The 25827-nt window shown below is 72.9% G+C and carries 27 protein-coding genes; 11 read left to right on the forward strand and 16 right to left on the reverse strand.

Features of this window, described 5'->3' with window-relative positions; genetic code table 11:
* The first annotated feature begins 64 nt into the window (after positions 1-64).
* Positions 65-928, forward strand: coding sequence for an NAD(P)H-binding protein (locus tag C7S10_RS11515; RefSeq protein ID WP_108344572.1), 864 nt, complete (start codon positions 65-67; stop codon positions 926-928).
* A 91-nt stretch (positions 929-1019) separates the two neighbouring features.
* Positions 1020-2105 (forward strand): alkaline phosphatase family protein, encoded by a 1086-nt coding sequence (locus C7S10_RS11520; protein ID WP_108344573.1) that lies wholly within the window; start codon positions 1020-1022, stop codon positions 2103-2105.
* Here C7S10_RS11520 and C7S10_RS11525 read toward each other — a convergent pair.
* On the reverse strand, positions 2086-2910 hold the full coding sequence (locus C7S10_RS11525; RefSeq protein WP_108344574.1) for a DUF3152 domain-containing protein: 825 nt from the start codon (positions 2908-2910) through the stop codon (positions 2086-2088). The genes C7S10_RS11520 and C7S10_RS11525 overlap by 20 nt on opposite strands.
* A 57-nt stretch (positions 2911-2967) precedes the next feature.
* Between C7S10_RS11525 and C7S10_RS11530 the strand changes: the two genes are divergently transcribed.
* Complete coding sequence (locus C7S10_RS11530; RefSeq protein WP_108344575.1) at positions 2968-6255, forward strand: hypothetical protein; 3288 nt, start codon at positions 2968-2970, stop codon at positions 6253-6255.
* Positions 6256-6259: 4 nt separating this feature from the next.
* Here C7S10_RS11530 and C7S10_RS11535 read toward each other — a convergent pair whose 3' ends face one another.
* From C7S10_RS11535 to C7S10_RS11555, 5 genes are all read right to left on the reverse strand, one after another.
* A complete protein-coding gene (locus C7S10_RS11535) occupies positions 6260-7480 on the reverse strand; it encodes an FAD-binding domain-containing protein (RefSeq protein ID WP_108344576.1) in 1221 nt (406 codons plus the stop codon).
* Between the two features lie 21 nt (positions 7481-7501).
* The gene (locus C7S10_RS11540; protein WP_108344577.1) at positions 7502-8068 is read right to left on the reverse strand and encodes a manganese efflux pump MntP; all 567 of its coding nucleotides are present in this window, start codon (positions 8066-8068) and stop codon (positions 7502-7504) included.
* Between the two features lie 264 nt (positions 8069-8332).
* Complete coding sequence (locus C7S10_RS11545; protein ID WP_108344578.1) at positions 8333-9283, reverse strand: PLP-dependent cysteine synthase family protein; 951 nt, start codon at positions 9281-9283, stop codon at positions 8333-8335.
* Between the two features lie 4 nt (positions 9284-9287).
* Positions 9288-9578: a MoaD/ThiS family protein gene (locus tag C7S10_RS11550; RefSeq protein ID WP_108344579.1), complete on the reverse strand. Its 291-nt coding sequence runs from the start codon at positions 9576-9578 to the stop codon at positions 9288-9290.
* A complete protein-coding gene (locus C7S10_RS11555; RefSeq protein WP_108344580.1) occupies positions 9578-10018 on the reverse strand; it encodes a M67 family metallopeptidase in 441 nt (146 codons plus the stop codon). The genes C7S10_RS11550 and C7S10_RS11555 overlap by 1 nt, the downstream gene beginning before the upstream one ends.
* An 83-nt stretch (positions 10019-10101) precedes the next feature.
* Between C7S10_RS11555 and C7S10_RS11560 the strand changes: the two genes are divergently transcribed.
* Positions 10102-11352 (forward strand): MFS transporter, encoded by a 1251-nt coding sequence (locus tag C7S10_RS11560; protein WP_165807125.1) that lies wholly within the window; start codon positions 10102-10104, stop codon positions 11350-11352.
* Between the two features lies 1 nt (position 11353).
* Here the strand turns inward: C7S10_RS11560 and C7S10_RS11565 are convergent, their stop codons facing one another.
* The 4 genes from C7S10_RS11565 to C7S10_RS11580 are packed head-to-tail and all read right to left on the reverse strand — an operon-like array spanning position 11354 to position 13861.
* Complete coding sequence (locus C7S10_RS11565; RefSeq protein ID WP_207769340.1) at positions 11354-12553, reverse strand: DUF429 domain-containing protein; 1200 nt, start codon at positions 12551-12553, stop codon at positions 11354-11356.
* Between the two features lie 7 nt (positions 12554-12560).
* Positions 12561-13145, reverse strand: coding sequence for a DUF2017 domain-containing protein (locus C7S10_RS11570; RefSeq protein WP_108344582.1), 585 nt, complete (start codon positions 13143-13145; stop codon positions 12561-12563).
* A 1-nt stretch (position 13146) separates the two neighbouring features.
* Positions 13147-13443 (reverse strand): ATP-dependent Clp protease adapter ClpS, encoded by a 297-nt coding sequence (gene clpS, locus C7S10_RS11575; RefSeq protein ID WP_423802714.1) that lies wholly within the window; start codon positions 13441-13443, stop codon positions 13147-13149.
* Positions 13444-13477: 34 nt separating this feature from the next.
* Positions 13478-13861 carry a VOC family protein gene (locus tag C7S10_RS11580; protein WP_207769341.1) on the reverse strand — a complete coding sequence of 128 codons (384 nt, stop codon included), beginning with the start codon at positions 13859-13861 and terminating at the stop codon, positions 13478-13480.
* A gap of 36 nt (positions 13862-13897) precedes the next feature.
* Between C7S10_RS11580 and C7S10_RS11585 the strand changes: the two genes are divergently transcribed.
* On the forward strand, positions 13898-14668 hold the full coding sequence (locus tag C7S10_RS11585) for an enoyl-CoA hydratase-related protein (RefSeq protein WP_108344584.1): 771 nt from the start codon (positions 13898-13900) through the stop codon (positions 14666-14668).
* On the opposite strand, the gene C7S10_RS11590 is transcribed toward C7S10_RS11585, so the two are convergent.
* Positions 14669-15193, reverse strand: coding sequence for a DUF1697 domain-containing protein (locus C7S10_RS11590; protein ID WP_108344585.1), 525 nt, complete (start codon positions 15191-15193; stop codon positions 14669-14671).
* Positions 15194-15264: 71 nt separating this feature from the next.
* Here C7S10_RS11590 and C7S10_RS11595 point away from each other — a divergent pair, with 71 nt between their 5' ends.
* Positions 15265-15729 (forward strand): MarR family winged helix-turn-helix transcriptional regulator, encoded by a 465-nt coding sequence (locus tag C7S10_RS11595; RefSeq protein WP_108344586.1) that lies wholly within the window; start codon positions 15265-15267, stop codon positions 15727-15729.
* Positions 15726-16967, forward strand: coding sequence for an MFS transporter (locus C7S10_RS11600; RefSeq protein WP_243395324.1), 1242 nt, complete (start codon positions 15726-15728; stop codon positions 16965-16967). Before C7S10_RS11595 ends, C7S10_RS11600 begins: the two co-directional genes overlap by 4 nt.
* On the opposite strand, the gene C7S10_RS22790 is transcribed toward C7S10_RS11600, so the two are convergent.
* The gene (locus C7S10_RS22790; protein ID WP_108344692.1) at positions 16968-17759 is read right to left on the reverse strand and encodes a hypothetical protein; all 792 of its coding nucleotides are present in this window, start codon (positions 17757-17759) and stop codon (positions 16968-16970) included. It abuts the gene before it with no gap.
* A 37-nt stretch (positions 17760-17796) separates the two neighbouring features.
* Between C7S10_RS22790 and C7S10_RS11610 the strand changes: the two genes are divergently transcribed.
* Positions 17797-18675 (forward strand): oxygenase MpaB family protein, encoded by an 879-nt coding sequence (locus C7S10_RS11610; RefSeq protein ID WP_108344587.1) that lies wholly within the window; start codon positions 17797-17799, stop codon positions 18673-18675.
* Positions 18676-18786: 111 nt separating this feature from the next.
* Here the strand turns inward: C7S10_RS11610 and hppD are convergent, their stop codons facing one another.
* A complete protein-coding gene (hppD, locus tag C7S10_RS11615) occupies positions 18787-19998 on the reverse strand; it encodes a 4-hydroxyphenylpyruvate dioxygenase (protein WP_108344588.1) in 1212 nt (403 codons plus the stop codon).
* 81 nt (positions 19999-20079) lie between these two features.
* Between hppD and C7S10_RS11620 the strand changes: the two genes are divergently transcribed.
* Positions 20080-20559, forward strand: a complete 480-nt coding sequence (locus tag C7S10_RS11620; protein WP_108344589.1) for an Lrp/AsnC family transcriptional regulator — start codon at positions 20080-20082, stop codon at positions 20557-20559.
* Here the strand turns inward: C7S10_RS11620 and C7S10_RS11625 are convergent.
* Positions 20556-21098, reverse strand: coding sequence for a PaaI family thioesterase (locus tag C7S10_RS11625; RefSeq protein WP_207769342.1), 543 nt, complete (start codon positions 21096-21098; stop codon positions 20556-20558). The two genes, C7S10_RS11620 and C7S10_RS11625, sit on opposite strands and share 4 nt — an antisense overlap.
* 55 nt (positions 21099-21153) lie before the next feature.
* On the opposite strand from C7S10_RS11625, the gene C7S10_RS11630 reads away from it, so the two are divergent.
* Complete coding sequence (locus C7S10_RS11630; RefSeq protein ID WP_108344590.1) at positions 21154-21633, forward strand: winged helix-turn-helix transcriptional regulator; 480 nt, start codon at positions 21154-21156, stop codon at positions 21631-21633.
* Here the strand turns inward: C7S10_RS11630 and C7S10_RS11635 are convergent.
* Entirely contained in the window at positions 21630-22268 is a 639-nt protein-coding gene (locus C7S10_RS11635) for an IclR family transcriptional regulator (protein WP_108344591.1), read from the reverse strand. The genes C7S10_RS11630 and C7S10_RS11635 overlap by 4 nt on opposite strands.
* Positions 22269-22382: 114 nt before the next feature.
* On the opposite strand from C7S10_RS11635, the gene C7S10_RS11640 reads away from it, so the two are divergent.
* Positions 22383-23903, forward strand: coding sequence for a calcium-binding protein (locus C7S10_RS11640; protein ID WP_165807126.1), 1521 nt, complete (start codon positions 22383-22385; stop codon positions 23901-23903).
* Positions 23904-24146: 243 nt separating this feature from the next.
* Here C7S10_RS11640 and C7S10_RS11645 read toward each other — a convergent pair whose 3' ends face one another.
* Entirely contained in the window at positions 24147-25826 is a 1680-nt protein-coding gene (locus C7S10_RS11645) for a DEAD/DEAH box helicase (protein ID WP_243395334.1), read from the reverse strand.
* Position 25827: the final 1 nt, after the last annotated feature.

Below are 25827 nucleotides of genomic sequence, written 5' to 3' on the forward strand. Positions count from 1 at the left end.
CATCGGGGACCTCCGTCCGTTGGGCCGGACGACAGCCCACTCCCCTCGACCCGAAGGACCCACCATGACCACCTACCTCGTCACCGCCGCCAGCGGACACCTCGGCCGCCTCGCCGTCCACGCCCTCCTCGAGCGCGGCGTCGCCGCCGGTGACGTCGTCGCCACGGCCCGCGACCTCGACGCGATCTCCGACCTCGCCGCCCTCGGCGTTCAGACCCGTCGCGCCGACTACACCGACCCGTCCTCGCTCAAGGAGGCCTTCGCCGGCGTCGACCGCGTCCTGCTCGTCTCCTCCAACGCGGTCGGCGGCGACCGGGTCGGCCAGCACGCCAACGTCATCGCCGCCGCGAGCGACGCCGGCGTCGAGCTGATCGGCTACACCAGCATCCCGCGCGCCGACAGCAACCCCATGCTCCTCGCGCAGGACCACCGCCGCACCGAGGAGCTGCTGGCGGCGTCCGGCCTGCCCACGGTCCTGCTGCGCAACTCGTGGTACGTCGAGAACTACACCGAGCAGCTCGCGCCGGTGCTCGAGCACGGCACCGTCCTCGGCGCAGCCGGCGGTGGCCGGGTCAGCGTCGCCACCCGGGCCGACTACGCCGCGGCAGCCGCCGCTGCCCTCGTCGCCGACGACCAGGCCGGACGCACCTACGAGCTCGGCGGCGACACCGCCATCACCCTCGAGGAGTACGCCGCCGAGGTGGCCGCCGCGTCGGGTCGCGAGATCTCCTACACCGACCTGCCGGCCGACCAGCTCGTCGCGGCTCTCGTCGGCGCGGGCGTCCCGGAGGCCTTCGCGGGCGTCCTCGCCGACTCCGACCTCGGCATCGCCCGCGGCGACCTGCTCGTCGAGTCCGGCGACCTGTCCCGGCTGATCGGTCGCCCCACCACCGCCCCGGCCGAGGCGATCCGCGCCGCGCTGGCCTGAGGGTCTGCCTCGTCCGGTCCCGCCGTTCAAGACGCACCCGTGCGGCCGGGGGTGGCGGGCCGGACGGCCACGCCCACCTAGGGTTGGGCGCATGTCACGCCTCGGAGTCGTCCTCACCACCCTCGTCCTCACGGCCTCCGGGGGCGTTGCCTGCGCCGCCGTCGGCGATGCGCCTGCCCCGGCCGGAGCTGCGTCCGAGCGCCACGCGGATCGTCGGGCAGATCGTCGGGCCGACGCAGTCACCGACTCGGTGGTGGCCATCTCGCTCGACGGGTTCAACCCGCCGGCCCTGCGCAGGCTCGGCCGCTCCGGCACCCCCAACCTGCACCGGATCATCAAGCAGGGCGCCAGCACGCTGAACGCGCGCACCGAGCAGGAGATGACGATCACCCTGCCCAACCACACCGGCATGGTGACCGGGCGGCGCATCGAGGCGGCGACCGGCGGCCACGGCGTCACCTGGAACGACGACCGGATGGTGCCGGCCACGGTGCAGGCGGCCGCTGGTGGACCGGTGGACTCGGTCTTCACCGTCGTCGACCAGGCCGGCCTGTCGTCCGGCTTCTTCGCCAGCAAGACGAAGTTCTCCCTGTGGGACCGCTCGTGGCCCGATGCGACCGACACCCAGACCATCATCGAGGACAACGACGCCCTGGTCCGCTCCTTCAAGACCGACCTGCTCTCGCAGCCGCGCGCCTTCCGCCTGCTCCACCTCTCCGAGACCGACGCGGTCGGCCACGCGAAGGGCTTCATGGGGAAGGCTTACCTGCGCGCCGTACGCCGTGCCGACCGCCGCGTGGGCGCGGTGATCCGGGCGATCAAGCAGAACCCCGCACAGACCGGCCGCACCACCGTCATCATCACCGCCGACCACGGCGGCAAGGGCTTCGCCAACGGCGGTCACGGCGACCCGACGAAGGCCCACAACTACACCGTGCCGTTCCTCGTGTGGGGCTCCGGCGCCCAGGCCGGCACCGACCTGTACGACCTCAACCCCGACTACACCGACCCGGGTCGCAGCCGGCCCGGCTACACCGGCGCGCAGCCCGTCCGCAACGGCGACGTCGCCAACCTCGCGCTCGACCTGCTCGGCCTGGGCGCGGTCCCCGGCAGCGAGCACGACGTGCAGCAGGACCTCGACGTCTCCTCGGTGGAGGTCACCGCTCCGCGGGCGTAGGCCAGGGGTTGAACCGGCAGCCGTCGAGCCCCTTCGACTGCTGCATCATCACCGGCGCCGGGCGACCCGGCCCGGGACAACCGCTGTGACCGTGCCCGAGCCAGTGCCCGGTCTCGTGGTTGACGACGAGGTGGCGGTAGTCGCGCAGCGTGCCGTGGGCCGCGTTCCACGCCGGTGAGGCGAACTTCCACCGGTCCTGGTTGATCACCACGAACCGGCCGACCCGGCACGACCACGTGGTCGAGCACTCCGCCCCGAAGCTCGGCAGCGTCGAGGCCTGCGCGAGCACCAGCGTGAAGTCGCCGCCCCGCGCGACCCTCCGGAAGGCGATGCCACCCGCCCGCCAGCCCCGCGCATCGGCGTACGTCTCCTGCGCCTGGCGCCTGAACGTCGCGACGCTGGTGGTGATCCGCCCGCGCGTGGCGACGGAGTAGGTGACGCGGCGGCGCACCGGCGTGCGGTAGTCGACCTCGGTGGTCGGCGCGGAGGTGACGGCCGTCCACGCGTAGCCGTCGGCGCGGGCACGGATCTCGACGCTCAGCCGCGTCCCGACGTCGAGCGCCGTGAGGCGGTAGGAGCGCTGGTTGCTACGTGCGATCGGCTCACCGTCGCGCAGCCAGCGGTAGTGGGTCTCGGTGCGCCGCGGCGTCCAGCGACCGGGGTGTGCCCGGAGCACCTGCCCCTCCTTCGTCGTGCCGCCGATCGACGGGGCCACCGTGTTGGTCAGGGGCGGCAGCTCGGAGTCGGCGCGCGCGGGCGCCGCGACGAGGACCAGCAGGAGCGCGAGCAGGAGGGCGCGGGGCACGGCGCCAGACTAGAACCCGATCGACCTCGGGTGGCGGCACGACCACAATGGCGTCTCGTGACCTCCGCCGCGCGCCTGCTCCAGCAGATCGACCCGTTGCCAGCGCCCGCGCGCGAGCGGCTGCTCGCCGAGACGGCGAGGCGGCTGGCCGGCACCACCGACCTGCGTCCGCTGCTCGACGACCTGGCCGCGCATGGAGCCTTCGGATCGCGACTGGCCCTGCGCTTGGCCGTGGTCGCGCAGGACGCCGCACACGTGGAGCGCAGCCTGGACGCGGCCGAGCCGTCGGTGCGGGCGCGGGCGATCGTGGCCGCGGTCGAGCTCGGTCTCCCGGCATCGCTGCTCCTCGAACGGTTCCCGAAGCTGCCGGCCGCCCACCGGGCGACGCTGTTCCGTGCGCTGCGAGGTCATGCGTCGGTCGAGCTCGCGGAGGCGCTCCTCCCCGTCGCGCAGGACCGCTTCGGCGACCGCGAGGCCGCGGCCCTGCTGCCGGCCGTGGGCCACGAGCGGGTCGCCGCCCTGCTCCCCGACCTCGACCACGCCGTCGGCAGCTGGACCTCGCTCGGCTCCCGGCACCCCGCGCAGCTGCTGGCGTACGTCGAGTCGCGGCTCTCCACCGAGCCCACCGCGCTCTGGGCCGGCACGTGGGGGCAGGTCGGCCCGGCGGTCGCGGCCGCGACGCCCGCCGACCCCGCCCGGGTGCTGGGGCTGCTCGAGCGGAGCATCCTGCACGCCCCGTTCCCGGCGGCGCTGACCACCCACACAGCGATGCTGGCGCGCCTCGACCCCGCGCGCTTCCTCCGGCTCGTCACCGACCCCGGCCGGGTCGGCCAGGTGCCGCTCGGCCGCACAGCGATGAAGGCCATGGCCGACCTGCCGGACGCCGACCTCGTCGCGCTCGGTCGGGCCGTCGACGAGACGTGTCGCCTCGCGGTCCTGCTCCACGCGCTGCCACCCTCGCGCCGGGCGGTCGTCCACGAGGGCGTCGCGGGCACCGGCGAGCTCAACCGGTACGGCGCCCACCACGCCCTGGAGTCGATCGACGAGCTGCCCGCGGTGTCCAGGCACGCGGCGGCGCGCCGGCTGCTCGCGGAGCGCAGCATCGCCGACGACCCTCGCTCGCGGCTCGCGGTCACCGCCCGCCTCGACTGGCCCGACGCCGAACCCGTTCTCCGCCCGGCCACGCAGCAACCCGAGGCTCAGGACCGCGCCCACGCGTGGGCCTGCCTGGTCGGCGCCGCCGCGCGGAGCCGGGAGCCGGAGGTGGTGACCGAGCTGTTGGGCTCGATGGATCGCGTCCGCAACGACCAGGACGTCGTGCGCCGCTCCGTGCTCTCGGCCCTGGCGGCGGTTCCCCCGTGGCTGTTCAGCGACTCCGACGCTGCCGCGCTCTCGCAGATGGTCGCCGATGCGGCCGCCGCTCGCGACGCCTCCTGGCAGACGATGTCGGCGATCCGCGCGCTGTGCGACCGGCTCCTGCACACCGGGCTGGTGGACGCGAAGCCCGCGTTGGCCCGGACCGCCCTCGACGGCCTCGGCGTCCTCGCCTCGCAGTCGTCCAGCCCGACCCTGCGCGGCGTCACCCGCCACCTCCCGCGCGGGGCCGAGGAGTCGCTCGTGACGGCCCTGCTCCCCCGGATCGAGACGGACGCGGCGCGCGGCGACTTCGACGTCGCCCTCGACCTGGCGTTCGTGCTCGGTCGACGGGCCTGGGACCTGCCGCGCCTCCAGACGTACGTCGACCGCGCCCGCGGCGCGAAGTCGGACAGCACCGTGCGCGGTGCGATCTCGTTGTGGCTGGCTCCACCGAGCACCCGCGACGAGCGGGTGGCCCTGGTCATCAAGGCCGACCGCTCGACGGTCACCATCCCGGCGGTCTCCCACGCGATCGGCTGGCGTCGCACCGACCTCCTCGACGACGTGCTCCGGCGCTCGATGCACGGCCGGTTCCTCAAGCGGGGGGTGCGGTTCGTGCCGCACTTCCAGGGTTGCTTCCACCGCTGGCTGCCGAGACAGGTCCTCGCCTACTCGAAGCTCCTCGGCGACGTCGCCGGGTCGGCGAGGCTGCCGGCATGGGAGCGCACGCAGGCGACGCGCACCCTGGGTCGGATCGGCGCCGACCTGCCCCTGCTCCGGTCCCTGGCCGGCGACACGGAGGTCAGCGTCGCCGAGGCGGCGATCGCCGGACTCGCGTGGGCCGATGACCCCACGGATGCGCTTCCCGACCTGGTGGCGCTCGCCCAGACCGACCGTGCCCGGGTGGCGGTCCCGGCGATCACCCGCGCGGCCCGTCTCGTCCTCCCGCGCGACCTGCCCGCGATCCTGCGTCCGCTCCTCGTCGGCGCGAAGATCACCTCGCGCAAGGAGGCCGTCCGGCTGCTGGCCGAGCAGCGGGTCCCCGGCGCGGCCCGGCTCCTCGTCGACACCTTCGACCTCCCCGACCAGCACCGCGACGTACGCCGTGCCGTGATCGCCGCGGCCCGCTTCCACCTCGACGACCCGGAGACCTGGGACCTGCTCGACCGCGCGATCAGCGACGCCGAGGTCGCGACGGCGGTGCTCGACGTGCCCGTCGGGACCGTCGCCCGCCGGCACCGGCCCTCCTACGCCGCGCTCGTGCAGCGGGTGGCCGCGTCCGACGACCCCGACACGGCGCGGCCGGGACTCGCGGCGCTCCCGGCGTGGCTGCCCTGGTGTCCCGAGGCGGTCGAGGAGCTCGTCGCGACCGTGGCCGACCTGACGCGCACCTCCGGCTGGCGCCCGGCCCTCACCGCGCTGGCGACCGGGTGCACGATCACCGGTTCGGGTGCCCCGCTCGCCGCGCTGGCCGTCTCGTTGGCGGGACAGGACGACGACTCGCTCGACGGTCCCGACCGCGACCGGCCCGCCCTCCGCCGCCTCGACGCCCTGGTGCAGTCGACGATCGCTGCCGTCGCCGACCGGCACCGGGCGCTGGCCACCGAGGTCGGCGAGGGCCTCGCCGACCTCCACCAGGCGGGCGCCATCCGCCTGCTCGCCGCCGGCCTCGACTTCGACGACGCCGCACCCCTGCTGCGGATCTGCGTGCTCGCCGACCGTCCGACGCTGGCCGTCCTGGCCCGCGACAGCGTGGCGCAGGCCTTCGCCCCGGTCGTACGGCGACGGCCCGGCAGGGCCACGGAGCTGCTGGCCGAGCTGCCCACGGACGACACGGCGACCGGGCTGGTGGCGCTGGCGATCGCCGAGCCAGCCGGCGTCGTCGAGGGGTGGCCGAGCGACCTGCAGGCGGTCGTGCGCTCCCTGCGCGAGCACCCCGACCCAGACCTGCGCGACAGCGCGCTGCGGGTGGCGCTGGCTCCGGAGTGAGCCGTCAGCGGTGGACGCCCTTGCGCCAGGCGCTGTAGGAGGTGAGCCGCTGGCCGGCGGGCCGCGCGAGCCACGGCCAGGGGTGGGTGGCGACGACGGAGACCGACCGGGAGTGGCGCGCGAAGCCCGGCACGGGCGCGAAGGTGGCCGCGAGGTCGAGGCCGGCGAGCTCGTCGGCGACCCGCCCTCGGCGTACGACGACCTCACGGCGTTCGGCGAGGTCGGCCAGGCACTCGGTGAGGAAGACCAGCCGCTTGCCCGAGAGGCGCAGTGACCGCAGCAGCGGCTCGTCGAAGACGAAGACCACCGGCAGGTCGGGGTGGGCGGTCAGGGCGGGGTCGCCGTCGCCCAGCGACTCGGCAGTCAGCCAGACGTGGGTCGGCTCGCCCACGACGTGGGGGCTGGTGGGACCGGCCGACGCGGCGCCGTCCACGCCGGACAGCGGGGTGTCCTCGACCCGGGGACCGCGCGGCGCGTCGGGCCACCCCTGGATCGGACAGGCGTCGCTCAACGGGCACGAGCGACACAGCTGGGGAGCACGCTTCTCGACCTGCCAGCGGCTGAAGCCGTAGGGCTTGCCGGTCCCGGCCCCGATGGTCCACTGCCAGCCGAGCCGGTTGGCGGCCCGCGAGCCGTCGAGCAGGTGCCGGAAGAACTCGTCCTCGCCCTCTCGCCAGTCGCGCCCGTGGCGCACGGTCCAGTGCGAGGCCCACCACATGCGGGTCTGGTTGACCAGCCAGCCGTCGGTCTCGAGCTCGTCGCGCAGCCAGGACGTGCAGGCCATGTCCTCGTCCCACGGCTCCGAGACGGGCGGGCGCGGCGGGTGGAAGCGCAGCGGGTCACGAGTCCGCGACCCCACCCGCGCGTAGAGGTGCCGGGCGTACTCCTGCCACAGCAGCTCGTCGCGGAAGCGCCGCCGGTCCCCCGCCGGGGCGTCGGCCACCGCGTCCCAGAGCTCGGGCAGGCTGAGCAGCCCGTGACGCACGTACGGCGACAGGCGGGTCGCGCCCCGCCTGCTCGCCGGCAGGACGGCCGAGCGCGAGCGTGCGTAGCCGGTGATGTCGAGCGTCGCGAGTGCGGCGTCGGCCGCCGCCTGACCGCCCCGGTGACCGCCGGAGCCGACGTTGTCCGGGCCCTCGAGCGTCACGTCCCCCAGGTGGGAGGCGACCCAGGCGCGGACATCCCCGGTGTCCTGGACCTCGGGGAGGGTGGGCAGCACGGGCATGTCCCCACCCTGCCAGCCGACCTACAGCACCCCGAGGTGGTCGAGGAGGATCCGGATCCCGATCAGGACCAGGATCAGCCCGCCGACGACCTCGGCCGGGGTGCGGAAGCGGACCCCCGCCCGGTGGCCGAGGTGCACGCCGACCAGCGTCAGCACGAACGTGACCACGCCGATCGCGAGCACCGCGCCGGTGATGTCGACCTCGAGGAAGGCGAAGCTCACCCCGACGGCGAGGGCATCGATGCTGGTCGCGATGCCGAGGAGCAGCAGCTGCCGCAGGGGGATGCCGACCTCGTCGGTGCTCTCGTCCGCGTCGGGGTGCAGCGCCTCCCAGATCATCCGGGCTCCGATGAGGACCAGCAGGCCGAAGGCGATCCAGTGGTCGACGTCCTCGATGTAGTCGCGCAGTCCGCGACCCAGGAACCAGCCGATCAGCGGCATCAGAGCCTGGAAGCCGCCGAAGGTCGCGGCCAGCACGAGCGCGTCGCGCGAGCGCAGCCGGCGCATCTGCAGGCCCTTGCCGAGGGCGACGGCGAAGGCGTCGGCGGAGACGCCGAGGGCGATCAGGAGGAGTGTCCAGGTGGACATGGGGGCCTTTCGGAAGTGGGGCTGCCGAAGGCCGTTCAGGGGTGGCTTCGGCACGTCAAGGTGCCGAAGGTCTCGCTCACCCGGCCTGGCTGGCCGGGCGGTACGCCGGGTGGCCTGGGCCACCGGTGTGTCGACGTACCTCCGCGCCCCGGAGACCGGGACTGGGACGGGAACTACTCCCCTTCGAAGCCCCCATGTTGCCAGAGCCCGGACTGTTGGTGGGCATCGACGCCGGGTGATGCCCGCCACTGCGGGCGGTCGACCTCAGGCCCAGAGCTGGCCGTCGAGGCGGTCCTCCGCCTCGTCGACGGTGCCCTCGTAGGCACCGGTGGAGAGGTACTTCCAGCCGCCGTCGCACACGACGAACGCGATGTCGGCCCGCTCCCCGGCCTTGACCGCCTTGGCCGCCTGGCCGAGCGCGGCGTGCAGGATCGCGCCGGTGGAGATGCCGGCGAAGATGCCCTCGAGCTCGAGCAGCTCGCGGACGCGGCGTACGGCGTCGCGCGGGCCGACCGAGAAGCGGGAGTCGATCAGCGAGGCGTCGTACAGCTCCGGCACGAACCCCTCGTCGAGGTTGCGCAGGCCGTAGACGAGCTCGCCGTAGCGCGGCTCGGCGGCGACGATCCGCACCTCGGGCTTGGCTTGGCGGAAGAAGCGCGAGACGCCCATCAGGGTGCCGGTGGTGCCGAGGCCGGCGACGAAGTGGGTGATCTCGGGCAGGTCGGCGAGCAGCTCGGGGCCGGTGCCCTCCTCGTGCGCGAGCGCGTTGGCGTCGTTGCCGTACTGGTAGAGCATCACCCAGTCGGGGTGCTCGCCGGCGATCTTCTTCGCGACCCGCACGGCCTCGTTGGAGCCGCCCGCGGCAGGCGACGACACGATCTCCGCGCCCCACATGCGCAGCAGCTGGCGACGCTCCTCGGAGGTGTTCTCCGGCATCACGCACACGATGCGGTAGCCCTTGAGCTTGGCCGCCATCGCCAGCGAGATGCCGGTGTTGCCGCTCGTCGGCTCGAGGATCGTGCAGCCGGGACGCAGCGTGCCGTCCTTCTCCGCCTGCTCGATCATCTTCAGCGCGGGCCGGTCCTTGATGGAGCCGGTCGGGTTGCGGTCCTCCATCTTGGCCCAGATGCGCACGTCCGGGCTCGGCGACAGCCGCGGCAGCCCGATCAGCGGCGTGCCGCCGACGGACTCGAGCAGGCTGTCGAAGCGGGTCATGCGCTCAGCGCGCCCCGCCGGCGACGGCGGGGAGGACGACGACCTGGTCGCCGTCGGCGAGCTCGGCCTGGAGGCCGCCGATGAAGCGGACGTCCTCGTCGTTGATGTAGACGTTGACGAAGCGGCGCAGGTCCACCGACCCGTCCTTGGTCTCGACCAGGCGGTCCTTGATCCCGGGGTGGTTGCCCTCCAGGTCGTCGATCAGCGCCGTCAGCGAGGCACCGGTCGCCTCGACGGCCTTCGCGCCGTCGGTGTAGGTGCGGAGGATGGTGGGGATGCGGACCTCGATGGCCATCAGGTGCTCTCTTCCTGCTCGGTGGGCGTGATCGTGACGTCCTCTTCGGTCACGACTCCGTCGACGATGCTGTAGGACCTGAACTCGACCGGGCCCTCGTTATTCCCGTGCTCGCGCGTGCTGACGAGCACGTAGTGGGCGTTGGGCTCGCTCGCCAGACCGATGTCGGTGCGGCTCGGGTAGGCCTCCGTGGCCGTGTGCGAGTGGTAGACCACGACCGGCTCCTCGTCACGCTCGTCCATGTCCTTGTAGAGCTGGAACAGGTCGGTCGAGTCGAACTCGTAGAACGTCGGCGAGCCGGCAGCGTTGACCATCTCGATGAAGCGCACCGGTCGGTCGCTGCCCTCCGGGCCGGCGACGATGCCGCAGGCCTCGTCCGGGTGGTCGCGCTTGGCGTGCGCGACGATCGCGTCGTACGTCGCCTGGTCGATGGTCAGCACGGGTCCAAGCCTAGGCGGCAATCCATTTGACCCCGACCCGTCTCACCGGATATATCTCGACGTCAAGACACATGGGGGTGTGCATGACCGTCGTCCCGCCCGCACCGCTGACCCGGCGCGGCATCCCGCTGGAGCGCGACCTGCGGGTCCTCGCTCTCGGCTCCTTCGCCAACCGCTTCGGCGCGGGCGCGGTGATGACGACGAGCGCGCTCTACTTCACCCGCCAGGTCGGCTTCTCCCCCGCCGAGGTCGGGCTCGCGCTGGCGGTCGCCGCCGTCGTGGGCATCGTGGTCCAGATCCCGGCCGGGCACCTCGGGGACAGCCACGGGCCGCGCCGCGTGCTGACGATCCTGATGGTCGGGGCCGCGCTCACCAGCGCGCTCCCCGTCCTGGCCCGGGCACCGTGGCAGCTGGCGCTGCTGCTGGGCCTGCAGGCGCTCTTCGAGCGGTCGGCGGGCGCCGTACAGCAAGGGGTCATCGCGCAGCTGGCGACCGGCGGGCGCGGGGTGCTGTTCAAGGCCTACCTGCGCGCGGTGACCAACACGGCGATCGGGCTCGGGTCGGTCTTCGGCGGCGCCGCGCTGGTGGTCGACGAGACCTGGGCGTACGTCGCGGTCTTCGTGCTCAACGCCGTGTTCACCGGCTTCGCGGCCTGGAACAGCCGCCGCCTCCCCGACCTGCCGGCCTTCGAGCGCGTCGAGGGCGAGCCGCGGCTGGCGGTGCTGCGGGACTGGCCCTACGCCGTCGTGGTCGCGATCACCGGGCTGTTCGCGCTGCACTTCTTCGTCATGGAGCTCGGGCTGGCGCTCTTCGTCTCCGAGCGCACCGCGGCACCACCGGTGATGGTCGCCGTGCTGCTCCTGCTCAACACCACCTGCGTGGCGCTCTTCCAGGTCCGGCTGTCCCGGCGGGCCGACTCGGTCGAGGCCGGCGCCCGGGCGCTCGTGCGCGGGGCGATCTGGATCGCGGCCGGGTTCGCGATCGTCTCGCTGGCCGACCGCGGCGAGGCGGCGTTCGCCGTCGTCGTGCTGGTGATCGGCTCGCTGGTCCACGTCGTCGGCGAGATGATCGGCTCCGGCGGCCAGTGGGGCCTGCAGATGGGGCTTGCGCCGCACGAGCGGCAGGGGCAGTACCAGGGCTTCGCGGGCCTGGGCTTCAGCACCGTGGCCGTGTTCGCCCCGCCGGTGGTCACGCTGCTCTGCGTCGACATGGGCGAGACCGGCTGGCTCGTGCTGGCGGGCATCATGCTCGCCATCGCGGCCGTGTCGGTGCCGGTCTCGCGGTGGGCCCTGGCCTCGCGCGAGCGCTACGGCGTGCTCACGCACTCGGGCTGAGTCACACCCGGATCGCGGCGGGGATCCCGTCCCGGAAGACCTCGGGCTCGGCCGGGAAGGACTCGGTGACGCCGCGGTCGTGGCGGGCGGCGCTCCAGGCGGCGGCGCACGCGTCGAGCAGGTCATCCTCGGCGAAGGTCGGGTTGCGGAACCACGCCGGCGCCTCGATGCCCTGCTCGCGCAACGCCTCGCGTCGGGCGAGGGCGCCCTCGGGGTCCTTCTTGCGGGCCAGCACGGGCGCGCCGGTCATCCGCGCGAAGCTGAGCTCGGGGTGCACCTCGATCACCTCGACCCCGGGTCGTCCGCGCAGCCAGGCGTCGACCTGGAGGATCTTGGGGCCGAGCGCGTAGGCCTGGGCGCTCGCGCTGGTCCCGCCGGTGGCAGCGACGTTGGCGGCCCGCGCCAGCTCGTAGGTCGGCGCTTCGTACGCCGCTCGCGTGAGCGTGGTGAAGAGCGACGAGCCCTTCCCGACCAGCTGCCTGCGGGCCTCCGCGTCGGCCCGGCGACCACCCGCGTCGGGGAGCCCGATGGGGATGTCGATCGCGACGACCGCGGGGTCGGCGCTCTCCCGCACCAGCTCCAGCAGGGCCGAGATCGACTCGGCGACGTGGACGGTCGGACGCCCCTCCGGACCGATCAGCACGCCGACCCACCCGGCCGCGCAGGCATCGACCCCGAGGACGGGGCGGTCGGGGCGGAGCCGCACCGGGGCCGTGGGCGCGCTCGCCCCGCCCGCGAAGCGCGCCTCGCGCTCGTCGGACAGGCCGGCCTCCATCCGGGCCTGCATGTGGTCGGACATCTCGGGAAGGTCCGCGATCGGCCACCAGCGCACGTCGGTGGACTCGTCGTCGGCGACGTATGCCTCCCCGCTGATCCACGTGCAGGCGAAGGTGAGGTCGAGGTAGGACGCGCGGTCGCCGTTGTCGTAGGTGATCTCGTCGAGCACCATCGTCGCCGCGAGCCGGTCGACGCTGATCACCACCCCGGTCTCCTCCAGCGCCTCGCGCGCGGCGGCGACCGCCGGTTCCTCCCCCGGGTCGACGATGCCGGTGACGGGCGTCCACGCGCCGTTGTCGGAGCGCTTGACCAGCAGGACGTGGCCGTCGCCGCGGGTGATCACGGCGGTGACGCCGGGCAGCCACAGCGGGTGGTGGCCGATCATCTCCCGCATCTCGACGATGAAGTCGGGGATCGGGCTCACGGGGTGCTCACCGGGTCAGCGCCTCGACCAGGGTCTCCTGGAGCCAGCCGACCCACTCGTAGATGTCGTGCGCCTGGGAGCGGGGGTCCTCGTCGTCGAGGGCGGCCCACACCTCCTCGTCGCCCTCCTCGACGCCCAGCCGGGTGGCGAGCGCGAGGCGGATGTCGGTGAACGAGCGCATCCAGGTCTCGGCGGACGGCTCGTCGAGCTCGACGTCGATCATGAGCCCGTCCTCCTCGAGCTCGGGCGGCAGCCCGGCCTCCTCGAGGGTGTCGATGATGCAGCAGGCCGCGGCCGCCTTGCCGTCGCGCAGGCTGCCCTCCGTGAACCGGCGGAACTCCGAGGCTGCCTCAGCGTCCTCGGTGTAGGCCGTCGGGAAGAGCCGCTGGAGGACCGGGTCCTCGGGCTCGCTGGTGGGCCCGGAGAAGTCCATCATCGCCTCGAACGGGTCGCGCGAGTCGTCCGGCACGGCCGCCTCGTTGCGCAGCAGCTCGACGATCTGCGAGGCGAGCGAGCGCAGCAGGTCGGCCTCGAAGCCGGAGAAGTTGGCGATGACGAGGCGGGAGGACCGGTGGCGGGTGAAGGCCCCCACGTCAGGTCGCCTTCTCCATCGTCGCCCACAGGCCGTACTCGTGCATCGCCTGCACGTCGCGCTCCATCTCCTCGCGGGTCCCGGTCGACACGACCGACTTGCCGTCCTCGTGCACCTCCATCATCAGCTTCTCCGCCTTGGGCTCGGGATAGCCGAAGTACTTCTGGAAGACGTAGCTGACGTAGGACATGAGGTTGACCGGGTCGTTCCACACGATGGTCACCCACGGCTTGGCCAGGAAGGTGATCTCGTCGGGGGTGAGCGTCGGATCGACCTCGACGGGGCTTGCTGCTGACACGGTCGCCATCGTGGCACACGCACCCCTGCCGACCTCAGTCCCAGGTGATCGCGTGCCGGTCGAAGTCCTCCTGGTCCGTCCAGACGGGAACGACGCAGAAGACCATGCCGCCGGGGTCGTCCATCACCACCCAGCCGTCGGCCCGTTCGGTCACGGTGGCTCCCAGCGCCTCGAGCCGGGCCACCTCGGCGGGCACGTCGTCGGTCTCGAGGTCGAGGTGGACCCGCGGCGGGGTGCCGGACCCCGTCCGCTGGAGCTCGAAGGCGACGTTGCCGGGCAGCCGGTCGAGGGACTCGTAGGGCGGGTCCGGGTTGGCGGAGCGTACGGCGCCCTGCGCGCCGGCCCAGAAGTCGGCCGCAGCGTCGAAGGACTCCTGCGGGTGGTCGATCATGACGACGGCGATGCGAGACCGGTGCACGGACAGCACGCTACGCCCGCCGCTAGTCTCGCGCCCATGGCCGACCTCGAGACAGCCCTGGCCGACGGCGTGCTCACCCTGCGGTTCAACCGGCCCGAGGTGCTCAACGCGCTGTCGGGCGAGATGGCGCTCGCGCTCTGCGAGGAGCTCGAGGGCGCGGTGTCGCGTCGCGACGTGCGGGTCGTGGTGATCACGGGCACCGGCGCGGCCTTCAGCACCGGGGCGGACATCGGCGGCGCCGAGGCGCACGAGCGCTTCGACGTACGCGCCCTGGACGCCGCCAACCGGATGGTGCGCGCCGTGGTCAACCTCGACAAGCCGGTCGTCGCCGGGGTCAACGGCATCGCCGCCGGGGTGGGCGCGAGCATCGCGCTCGCCGCGGACATCATCGTGGCCGCGGAGTCGGCGGCGTTCCTGCTCGCCTTCGCGCGGGTCGGCCTGATGCCGGACGGCGGGGCGACGGCGACCATCGCGGCCGGCGTCGGGCGGGCGCGCGCGATGCGGATGGCCCTGCTCGCCGAGCCGCTGGGTGCGGCGGAGGCGCTCGACGCGGGGCTGGTCACGCACCTGGCGGGCGACGAGGAGCTCGACGCGACGGTGGTCCGGCTGGCCCGGCGCCTGGCGGCGGGACCGCCGCTCGCATTCTCGGCGACCAAGAAGGCGATCAACGCCGCGACGCTGTCCCACCTCGACGGCGCGCTCGAGCGGGAGCGCACGGGTCAGACGATCCTGCTGCGCACCGCCGACGCGGCCGAGGGCATGCGCGCCTTCAACGAGTCGCGACGCCCCGACTTCACCGGCGCCTGATCAGCACCACTTGCCCGCCAGCGTGGTGACGACGTTGTAGTTGCGGTTGGTGGCGACGCCGATGAGCCTCTCGACCCGCAGCGGGTCGACGCTGCCGGCCTGGACGCCGTCGCCGAGCAGCAGGTGGCAGGCCCGGTTGCGAACGACCGCGCGGTGCTCGTCCGTCGAGACCGCCTCCACCGCGGCGACGTCCTTCGGGGACTCCTTCAGCAACAGGACGTAGTGGCGGGCCAGGTCGTCGGAGTGCAGCTCCTCGGCGTCCGCGCCGATCTGCGCGAACTCCGCCTGCGTGAAGACGATCGTCGGCACCTCGAAGCCCGCCGCCTCGCGGAAGGCCTTCTCCAACGTCGCCTCGACCTTGGCCCGGGAGCGCAGCGAGGACGTCACGCGCACGTTGCCGGTGTTGATGTGGGTCTCGACGTCGGTGAAGCCGGCGTCCTCGCACGCCTTCCTGATCGCGTCCTTGGGGAACTTGCGCGTGGCTCCGAGGTTGATCGCCCGGAGGAAGGCCAGGTGGGTCGGCATGGGCACATCATGACTGACTCGTGCGTCACATGCGCTGGCATCTACATAGGTTTCCTATGTAATCTCGAGGCATGCCCCAGCACACCGCCGAGACCCTGCGCCTGAGCAGCGACCTCGTCGTCCACGCTGCCCGCCTGGTGCGCGCCGCGCGACGCACGAGCATCCAGGACGGGGCCGGGGTGCGGGTGCTCTCCCTGCTCGACCAGCTCGGCCCGGCCACCGTGACCGCGCTGGCCGCCGCCGACCGCAGCTCCCAGCCGACGATGTCGGGCGCCGTCGCCGCGCTGGCCGAGAAGGGCTGGGTCGAGAAGCGGCCACATCCCGACGACGCACGCGCGAGCCTCGTGCACGTCACCCCTGCCGGGGCCGCGGCGCTCAGCGACGTACGCCGTGCGCACGCCACCGCCGTCGCCGACCGGCTCGCCACGACCGACCACACCACCAGCGACCTGGCCACCGCCGTCGCCGTCCTGCGCGACCTCCTCGCCGTGGACGGCGCGACCCTCGCCGGGTCAGTCGAGGAAGGAACACTGTGACCACCACGCACCACGAGCCGAGGACGGCCGAGCAGGCACCGTCGATGTGGCAGCAGCCGCGCGCCGTGTGGGCCGTCGCCTTCGCCTCGGTCATCGCCTTCATGGGCATCGGGCTCGTCGACCCGATCCTCAAGCCCATCGCCGAGTCGATGGACGCCTCACCCAGCCAGGTCTCGCTGCTCTTCACCAGCTACATGGCGGTGATGGGCGTGGCGATGCTCGTGACCGGGTTCGTCTCCAGCCGCATCGGCGCCAAGCGCACCCTGATGCTCGGGCTGGTCATCATCATCGTCTCCGCCGCGCTCGCCGGCGCGTCGAGCTCGATCGACGCCATCGTCGCCTTCCGCGCGGGCTGGGGCCTGGGCAACGCCCTCTTCATCGCCACCGCCCTCTCGACGATCGTGATGTCGGCGCGCGGGTCGATGGCGCAGGCCGTGATCCTCTTCGAGGCCGCCCTCGGCCTCGGCATCGCCGCCGGCCCGCTGCTCGGCGGACAACTGGGCTCCATCTCGTGGCGTGGGCCGTTCTTCGGCGTCGCCGTGCTGATGACCATCGCGCTGGCCGCGACCGCCTGGCTGCTGCCCGACACCCCGCCGACCGGCGCGCGGACCTCGCTCGCCGACCCGTTGCGGGCCCTGCGCCACCGCGGCCTCCTGACCGTCGCGCTGACCGCGCTGTTCTACAACGTCGGCTTCTTCATCCTGCTCGCCGTGACGCCGTTCCCCCTCGGCATGGGCGCGATGGCGATCGGCTGGATCTTCTTCGGCTGGGGCCTGATGCTGGCCGTCGCGAGCGTGTGGGTGGCGCCCGCACTGCAGCGCCGCTTCGGCAACCTCCCGGTCGTCGTCGGCGCGCTGGGCCTGTTCGCCCTCGACCTGCTCGTGATGGCGCTCTTCACTGCGCACCCGCCGGTCCTCGTCGTGTGCGTCGTGGTCGCGGGCGCGTTCCTCGGCATCAACAACACCGTGATCACCGAGACCGTGATGGAGTCGGCGCCGGTCCCGCGCCCGGTGGCGTCGGCGGCCTACTCGTTCGTCCGCTTCGGTGGCGGCGCGGTGGCGCCGTGGGCGGGTGGCAAGCTCTACGAGCACGTCAGCCCCGGCTCGCCCTTCTGGGTCGGCGCGGCGGCCGTCGCGCTCGGGGCCGCGATCCTCTGGACCGGCCGGTCGCACCTCCAGCACGAGGAGCCGTCCGACCTCGACGAGGCCGAGGCGATCGTCGCCGGCGACGCGGGCTGATCAGCCCGCTTTGAACTCCAGCCCCTGCTCGGCGAAGGCCTCGCGCAGCCGGTCGACGGCCACGGGACCGACGCCGTGCAGGGCGATCAGCTCGGCCTCGGTCAGCGTGGTCACCTGCTCGAGCGTCGTGATGCCGACATTGCGCAGGGCCCCGGTCGCGGGCGCCCCGATGGAGCGGGGCAGCGCCGTGCCCGACGACCGGGGAGCCCGGACGCGCGGGGCGGGCAGTCCGGCGTCGACGACCGCCTCGCCGCGGGGCGAGAGCAGGTAGCCGATCGCGAGCGACTCGGTCAGCCCGAGCTCCTTGAGCTTGCGGACGTCCTTCTTGAAGTCGGCGGTCTCCCGCCCGACCTGGGCGGCGAGATCGGGCGCCCGGACGCCTGCGTTGAGGTCGATCAGGTCCAGCGTCTCGCGGGTCCACGCGCCGTACGCCGAAGCGCGGTCGAGCCTCGCCAGGCGGGCGTCGATCTCGGCGATCGCTGCCGCATCGGGGACCTCGTTGCGCAGCGCCTCGCGCGGATCGGGTCCGGCGTAGGCGAGACCGATGCGCCAGACGGGGTCCTGCGGCCGGGCGGCGAGCGCCTCCTTGAGCGCCTTCAGCGACGGGGCGCCCGCCCGGCGCGCGTCCTCGGCCGTGATGCGGCCGGCACGCTCGACCGAGGTGACCTCGAGCAGTCCGACGGCCGTGCGCATCCTCGTCCCGACCACGACCCGCGGCCTGGCCCAGCGGCGGAACGCCAGGTCGACGGTGCCGGCCTTGATCGCGGCGAGCTCGGCCGGGCGGATCATCATGGCCGTCACTTTGCCAGAGCCTCGTAGCCTCGGGGGCATGGCGACGGTGCGCGCACGACTCGGGCAGGAGCTCTTCCGTCGCGTGGCCGGTCCCGACGGGCCGAAGCACCGCGAGCGCATCCACGGCACGCCGGGCCCCCGGTGGTTCGACGCCGACTCCGAGATCGTGCGGGTGCACGGCGACGCGTCGATGTTCGTCGGCGGCATCCGCGCCATCCTGCTGCAGACGATGCATCCGGCCGCGATGCAGGCGGTCGCCGACCACTCCGGCTACCGCGGCGACATGTGGGGACGGCTCGCGCGCACCAGCCACTTCCTCGCCGTGACCACGTTCGGCACCGCTGAGCACGCCGAGCAGGCGATCCGCGCTGTCCGCTCCATCCACGAGCGCGTCGTCGGCACGATGCCCGACGGCACGCCCTACGCCGCCGGCGACCCGCACCTCCTCGCATGGGTCCACGCCGCGGAGGTCGACAGCTTCCTGCTCGCGCACCAGACGTACGGCGCACGCCCGCTCGACGACGCCGGCTGCGACGCCTACGTGGCGCAGGCGGGCCTGGTCGCCTCGAAGCTCGGGGTGGTCGACCCGCCGACCACCGTGGCCGAGCTGCGCGACGTGCTCGAGGCGTTCCGCCCCGAGCTGCGCGCGACCGACGAGACGCGCGCGGCCGTCCGGTTCCTCGTGCTGCACCCCGACCTGCCGATGGCCGCGCGGCCGGCGTACGGCGTGCTGATCGCCGCCGGCGTCGCACTGATGCCGCGGTGGACCCGGCGCCCCCTCCGGCTCCCGTGGCTGCCGGTCTCCGAGCGCACCGTCGTCCGCGCCCTCGGCACCCTGGCCACCGGCACCATCCGGTGGGCGATGAGCTCCGGGATCGACGAAGCGCACGAGCTGCGGGCCTCGGCCAGCGCCTGACGCATCGTTTGGGTTTCCCCGGCTAGCCGGGGAAACCCAAACTTCTGGTAGCAAACTTGCCCCGAGAAGTTCACATTTACCCGGTTAGCCGGGGAAACCGTGATGGGTGGATCAGAGGTTGCCGCGGGCGTCCTGCTCGCGCTCGATGGCCTCGAAGAGGGCCTTGAAGTTGCCCTTGCCGAAGCCGAGCGAGCCGTGGCGCTCGATGAACTCGTAGAACACCGTCGGCCGGTCGCCCATCGGCTTGGTGAAGATCTGGAGGAGGTAGCCGTCCTCGTCGCGGTCGACGAGGATCTTGCGCTTCTTCAGCTCCTCGATCGGCACCCGCACCTCGCCGATCCGGGCGCGCAGCTCGGGGTCGTCGTAGTAGGAGTCGGGGGTGTCGAGGAACTCGATGCCGTTGTCGCGCAGGATGTCGACCGAGCGCAGGATGTCGTTGGTCGCCAGCGCGATGTGCTGGCAGCCGGCGCCGTCGTAGAACTCGAGGTACTCGTCGATCTGCGACTTCTTCTTCGCGATCGCCGGCTCGTTGAGCGGGAACTTCACGCGGTGGTTGCCGCTCGCGACGACCTTCGACATCAGCGCGGAGTAGTCGGTGGCGATGTCGTCGCCGATGAACTCGGCCATGTTCGTGAAGCCGAGGACCTGGTTGTAGAAGGTCACCCACTCGTCCATCCGGCCGAGCTCGACGTTGCCGACGCAGTGGTCGACGGCCTGGAAGAGCCGCTTGGGGTGGCCCTCGCGGCGGACGACGCTGGAGGACCGCGCGACGTAGCCTGGCAGGTAGGGGCCGGTGTAGCGCGAGCGGTCGACGAGGGTGTGGCGCGTCTCGCCGTACGTCGCGATGGCCGCGAGCCGGACGGTGCCGTGCTCGTCGGACTCGTCGTGGGGCTCGACGAGGATCGTGGCGCCCATGGCGCGGGCGTGCTCGATGCACTTGTCGACGTCGGGCACCTCGATGGCGAGGTCGACGACGCCGTCGCCGTGGCGGCGGTGGTGGTCGAGCACGGGGCTGTCGGGGGTGACGCCGCCGGTGAAGACGAATCGGGCCGAGCCGCTGCGCAGGACGTAGGACTTGGAATCGCGGAAGCCGTTCTCGGGGCCGCGGTAGGCCTCGAGCTCCATGCCGAGCGCGAGCTGGTAGAAGCTCGCGGTCTGGGTGGCGTTGCCGACCACGAAGCACACCGCGTCCTGCGCGGTGACGGGGAACGGGTCAGTCGAGGCGTCGTACTCCACCAGCCCGACCAGCTGCTGGAGCTGCTCGAGGGTGAGCCCGGCCTGCTGCTCCTCGGCGGTGAGCACGGTCAGCGTGGTGTCAGTCATGGCGCAAGGATCGCGACACAGCGCAAGGTGTGCAACAGTACGCCGAAGCGCTGGACAACTTGCACAACGCGGAGGCCGCAGATGGACGATCTGGACGCACATGTGATCGATCTCTTCGCGGCCGAGCCGCGCATCGGCGTGCTGGAGGCGAGCCGACGCCTAGGCGTGGCCCGCGGCACCGTCCAGGCCCGCCTCGACCGGCTCGCGGCGACCGGGGTCGTGACCGGCTGGGGCCCCGACCTCTCCCCCGACGCCCTCGGCTTCCCGGTGATGGCCTTCCTCACCCTGGAGATCCGCCAGGGGTCGGGCCACGACGCCATCGCCGCCCACCTCGCCCGGATCCCGGAGGTGCTCGAGGCCTACACGATCACCGGCGCCGGCGACATGTGGGCGCGGGTGGTCGCGCGGTCCAACGCCGACCTCCAGCGCGTCATCGACCAGGTCCTCGCCGAGGGCGGGATCGAGCGCTCGACCACGGTGATCGCGCTGGCCGCACAGATCGAGCACCGCGTGCTCCCGCTGGCGCGGGCCGCTGCGGCGACGCCGGGCCAGCGCACCTAGCTGTTGGAGGCCCAGCCCCCGAAGATCATGCAGCTCGACGTGGCGTGCGCGAGCAGCCGGTCGTCCTCGTCGACGAGCTGGGCCTCGGCGAGCGCCGTGCGTCGCCCGCGCGAGAGCACCTTCCCCACGCAGGTCACCTGACCGGACTCGAGGGTGACCGGACGCAGGAACTTCACGCTCAGGTCCAGCGAGGTGTACATCTCGCCGACGGCCAGGGTCGAGTGCACCGAGCAGCCGGCCGCGGTGTCGAGCAGGGTCGAGATCATCCCGCCGTGGACCCCGCCGAGCGGGTTGTAGTGGAAGGTGTCCACGCGCATGCCACAGGTGACCGAGCCGCGCTCGGCGTGGAAGTGGTTCATGTCGATCGTCGCCATCACCGGCGGCGGCGGCACCAGGCCCTGCTCGATGGCGTGCAGCTGGCCGAGGCCGTCGAGCTCGGCCATCGCGGCGAAGTCACCCTGGCCGGGCAGGGCCCACGTGAACTCGCGAGAAGCGGTCTGCCAGGCACTGAGGTCGGGCTGCGGCTGGGTCTGTGTCATGGATCCAGACTCGCACCGCCTTGCTGAGTCTGTCAACGAGACTTAGGCTGGCGTGATGACCGCCTCCCCTCCGGCCGCCCTCGCCTGGTCGACGGACAACTGCACCGTCGGGCGAGCCATGGAGATCCTCGGCGAGCGCTGGACGTTCGTGGTGCTGCGCGAGGTGTTCAACGGCGTGCGTCGCTTCGACGACATGCGCCGCCACTCGGGCATGCCCCGCCAGGTCCTCACCGACCGGCTGGCCCTGCTCGTCGAGGCGGGCATCCTGCGCCGCGAGCCCTACCGCGAGCCGGGGCAGCGCGAGCGCCACGAGTACCGCCCCACGGAGAAGGGCTTCGACCTCTACCCGGTGCTCGTCGCCGTACGCGCCTGGGGCGATCGCTACCTCGCGGACCCCGAGGGATCACCGGTCGAGTTCGAGCACGTCGGCTGCGGGGCCGAGGTCCACCTCGCGCTGCGCTGCGCTGAGGGGCACGAGCTGACCGGACGGCGCGACGTCGCCACCCGGCCCGGGCCGGGCATCAGACCGTTCTAGCGCAGGCGCTCCGCGACCTCCTTGGCCGCCGCGATCACCCGCGGCGCCACGAGCGTCTCGTCGATGGTGCCGTCGAGGGTCACGATGCCGACGCTCGCCCGCAGCCCCTCGAGGCCGCGCACCGGTGCGGCCAGTCCGTGGGCACCGGACTGCAGCTCACCGCTCGTGACGGCGTACGGCGCGAAGTCCGCCTCGTCCAGCAGCCCGATGGCCTTCCCGGCGGCCCCCGCCGACAGCGGGTGGCGCGAGCCGATGCGGTAGGCGACGTGGAAGTCGGTCCACGTCGGCTCCACCACGGCGAGGGCGAGGGCCTCGTCGCCGTCGGCGACCGTGAGGTGGGCCGTGCACCCGAGCGCCTCGGCGAGGGCGCGCAGGACCGGGACGGCGAGGTCGCGCAGGAGCGGCTGCACCGCGGCCGCGAGGTGGAGCACGCCGAGGCCGACGAAGAGGCGTCCGCGCGAGTCGCGACGGATCAGCGCGTTCTGCTCCAAGGTGCTGATCAGGCGGTAGACCACCGTGCGGTTGACGGCCATCCGCTGGGACAGCTCGGTGACCGTGAGGCCCTCCGGCGCGTCGGCCAGCACCCGCAGGACCCGGAGCCCGCGGTCGAGCGTCTGCGACGTCTCGGCGGCCATGGAATCAATCTAGTGACAACTTCCCCCTGCCGTCTCCCATCACAAGGTCGGATGCCTCTGCGCAGCCAACCCCGAGACGGGGTGGTCCAGACCACACGATCCAAGGGAGAACCCATGCATCACCACGTACGCCGCTCGCTCGCCGCCTCCGGCACGACGGCGCTCCTCGCCGCAGCCTTGCTCACCGCCCCCGGCGCCCACGCCGCGGCCGCCACCACCTGCCTCGGCAAGGCGGTCACCATCGACGGCACCACGACCGGGACCGTCGCCGGCACGGACGGCGACGACGTGATCGTCGCCCTCGCCGGCTCGAGCATCACCGGCCTCGCGGGCAACGACACGATCTGCGTGCTCCCGGGCACGGCCACGACCGCCACGGTCATCGACGCCGGTCCCGGCGACGACGCCGTCGACACCACGCCCCTGGCGGCCGGCACCGCCGTGACCGCCACGCTCGGCCCGGGTGACGACAGCTACGCCGGCGGCGCTGCCGCCGACGTGGTCACCGCCGGACCGGGCGTCGACACGGTCTCGACCGGCGCGGGCAACGACAGCGTCAGCAGCGGCGTGGCCGGCGAGGCCAACGCCGACAAGATCGACCTCGGGTCGGGCGACGACGTCCTCGACTGGCACGGCAACCAGACCGGCAACGGCTCGGTCGAGGTCGGCGACGGCGTCAACACCCTCAACGACGGCGACGGCGGGACGGTCGCCATCGACGCCAACGGACGCCGGGTCAACCGCAACGGCAACAACGTCCTGGCGTGGAACGGCGCCTTCACCCACTACGTGGTGGAGTCCTCGGCGTCCGTCATCGCCTTTGCGGGCACAGCGGCGGCCGAGACCTTCGAGGTCACCGACCCCGCGACCGGGGCCCAGCCCACCAAGGTCAAGGTCGACATGGGTGCCGGCGACGACACCATGACCGTGCGCGCCAACGTGGTCGACCTGTCCACATGGAACGGCGGCGACGGCGTCGACACCTTCGAGGTCGCCTACAACTACGGACAGGTGCTGCTCGACCTGCGCAGCACGCAGTTCGAGACCGGCGCCCCCGACGTCACCGTCGACCAGCGCGTCAGCAACGTCGAGAACGTGGACGCCGTCGCGACCACCGTGACCCTCAAGGGTGGCGACGGGCCCAACGTCCTCAACATGCAGGGCTGCACCATGACCGCGGCCGGCCGGGCCGGCGCCGACACGATCAGCTACGGCGTCGACCTCGACAACGCGCCCGCGATCACGTGCAGTGACACCAAGCTCGTCGCGCGGGGCGGCAAGGACACCGACACGATCACCGGCACCAACGGCGACGACCGCCTGTTCGGCAACAAGGGCGAGGACGTCATCAACGCCCTCGCCGGCGACGACGTCATCTTCGGTGGCGACGACACCGACCGCATCCAGGGCGGGTCGGGCAACGACAAGGTCCGTGGCGGCAAGGGCGACGACATGCTCGGCGGCAACGAGGGCAACGACCGCGTCCAGGGCGACCAGGGCAACGACCGCCTGCTCGGCCACTCGGGCAACGACACCCTGGTCGGCGGCCTCGGCTTCGACCGTGGCGACGGCGGCCCCGGCTTCGACCGCTCGTTCAAGGTCGAGAACCGCCGCAACATCGAGCGCGCTCGCTGAGCCAGCGCCTCGTTCGCACCACGACACACAGCACCACCCGACCGGCCGTCGCCCGCACCCGCGGGCGGCGGCCGGTCCGCGTGTGACGCCGCCGTGAGCGGTGCGTGAGCCACAGTCCAGCTCGACGGAACGTGGGTCACCCACCGCCGTACGCCGTGTCGACCGCGACCCGCGGACGCGTCGGTGGCACAGCCACCGTCCGCGCGCCGAGACGGTGGCTCACGCACCGCCACGCGCGGCGCCTCAGGACGTCTTCTTGACCGCCCACTCGCGCACGCGGTTGATCCGCGCGTGCAGCTGGTCGGCGGAGGCCACGGCCGCGGCGGGGCCGCCGCACTCCTTGCGCAGCGCGGCGTGGGTGATGCCGTGGGCCTGGCCGGTGCGGTGGTGCCAGGCGGCGACCAGCCCGTTGAGCTCGCGCCGCAGCACGGCGAGCTGCTCGTGGGTGGTGAGCTCGGCGACCGAGTCGGGCTCGCGGCCACCGCGGGCGGCCTTCTGCTGCTTGGCCCGCTCGCTGGTGCGGGAGTGGAGCAGCTCGCGCACCTGGTCGGGCTCGAGGAGCCCGGGGATGCCGAGGAAGTCCATCTCCTCCTCCGACCCGACGTGGACCTCACCGGAGTGGCCGAACTCGCCGCCGTCGTAGAGCACGCGGTCGAAGGACGCGGTCGAACCGAGCGCCTCGAAGGACATCTCCAGCTCGCCGGACGCCGACTCGGCCGCGTTGGCCTGGGCGAGCAGGTCGTTCTCGGCGGCGAAGATGTCGCCGTCGTCGTTGACCTTGCGCCCGAGCACGTGGTCGCGCTCGACCTCCATCTCGGAGGCGTAGCCGAGCAGGTGCGGCACCGACGGGAGGAACACCGACGCGGTCTCGCCGCGTCCCCGGGCGCGGACGAAGCGCCCGACGGCCTGCGCGAAGAAGAGCTGGGTGCCGGTGGTGGTGGCCCACACCCCGACGCCGAGGCGCGGCACGTCCACGCCCTCGGACACCATGCGTACGGCGACCATCCACCGCTGGTCGGAGTCGCTGAACTTCGAGATCTTCTTCGAGGCCGCCTTCTCGTCGGAGAGCACGACCGTGGGGGCCTCGCCGCTGATCTTCTTGAGCAGCGCGGCGTACGCCCGGGCGGACTCCTGGTCGGAGGCGATGACGAGGCCGCCGGCGTCGGGCATGTGCCGGCGCACCTCGGAGAGCCGCTTGTCGGCGGCCGCGAGCACGGCCGGCATCCACGAGCCCGCCGGGTCGAGGGCGGTGCGCAGTGCCTGCGCGTGCATGTCCTTGGTGAGCGGCTCGCCGAGGCGCGCGAGCACCTCGTCGCCGGCACGCGTGCGCCAGGTCATCTCGCCGGAGTAGGCCATGAAGAGGACGGGCCGCACGACGTGGTCGGCGAGCGCGTGGGCGTAGCCGTAGGTGAAGTCGGCGACCGAGCGCGGGATCCCGTCGTCGCCGGGCGCGTAGGTGACGAACGGGATCGGGTTGACGTCGGAGCGGAAGGGCGTCCCGGTCAGGGCCAGTCGGCGGGTAGCGGGTTCGAACGCCTCCCGGACGCCGTCGCCCCACGACATCGCGTCGCCCGCGTGGTGGATCTCGTCGAGGATGACCAGCGTCTTGAAGCGCTCGGTGCGGATCCGCATCGCGAGCGGGTTGACCGCGACCCCGGCGTAGGTGACGGCGATGCCGACGTAGTCCTTCGACGTCTTGCCGGAGCCCGCACTGTAGGTCGGGTCGATCGGGATGCCCGCCCGTGCGGCGGCCTCGGCCCACTGCACCTTGAGGTGCTCGGTCGGCGCGACGATCGTGATGCGATCGACGATCCGGCGACCCAGCAGCTCGGCGGCGACCGTGAGGGCGAAGGTCGTCTTGCCGGCGCCGGGCGTCGCGACGGTCAGGAAGTCACGCGGCGACGCAGCGGCGTACCTGTCCATC

Source organism: Nocardioides currus (genome assembly GCF_003057875.1).
Lineage (GTDB): Bacteria > Actinomycetota > Actinomycetes > Propionibacteriales > Nocardioidaceae > Nocardioides > Nocardioides currus.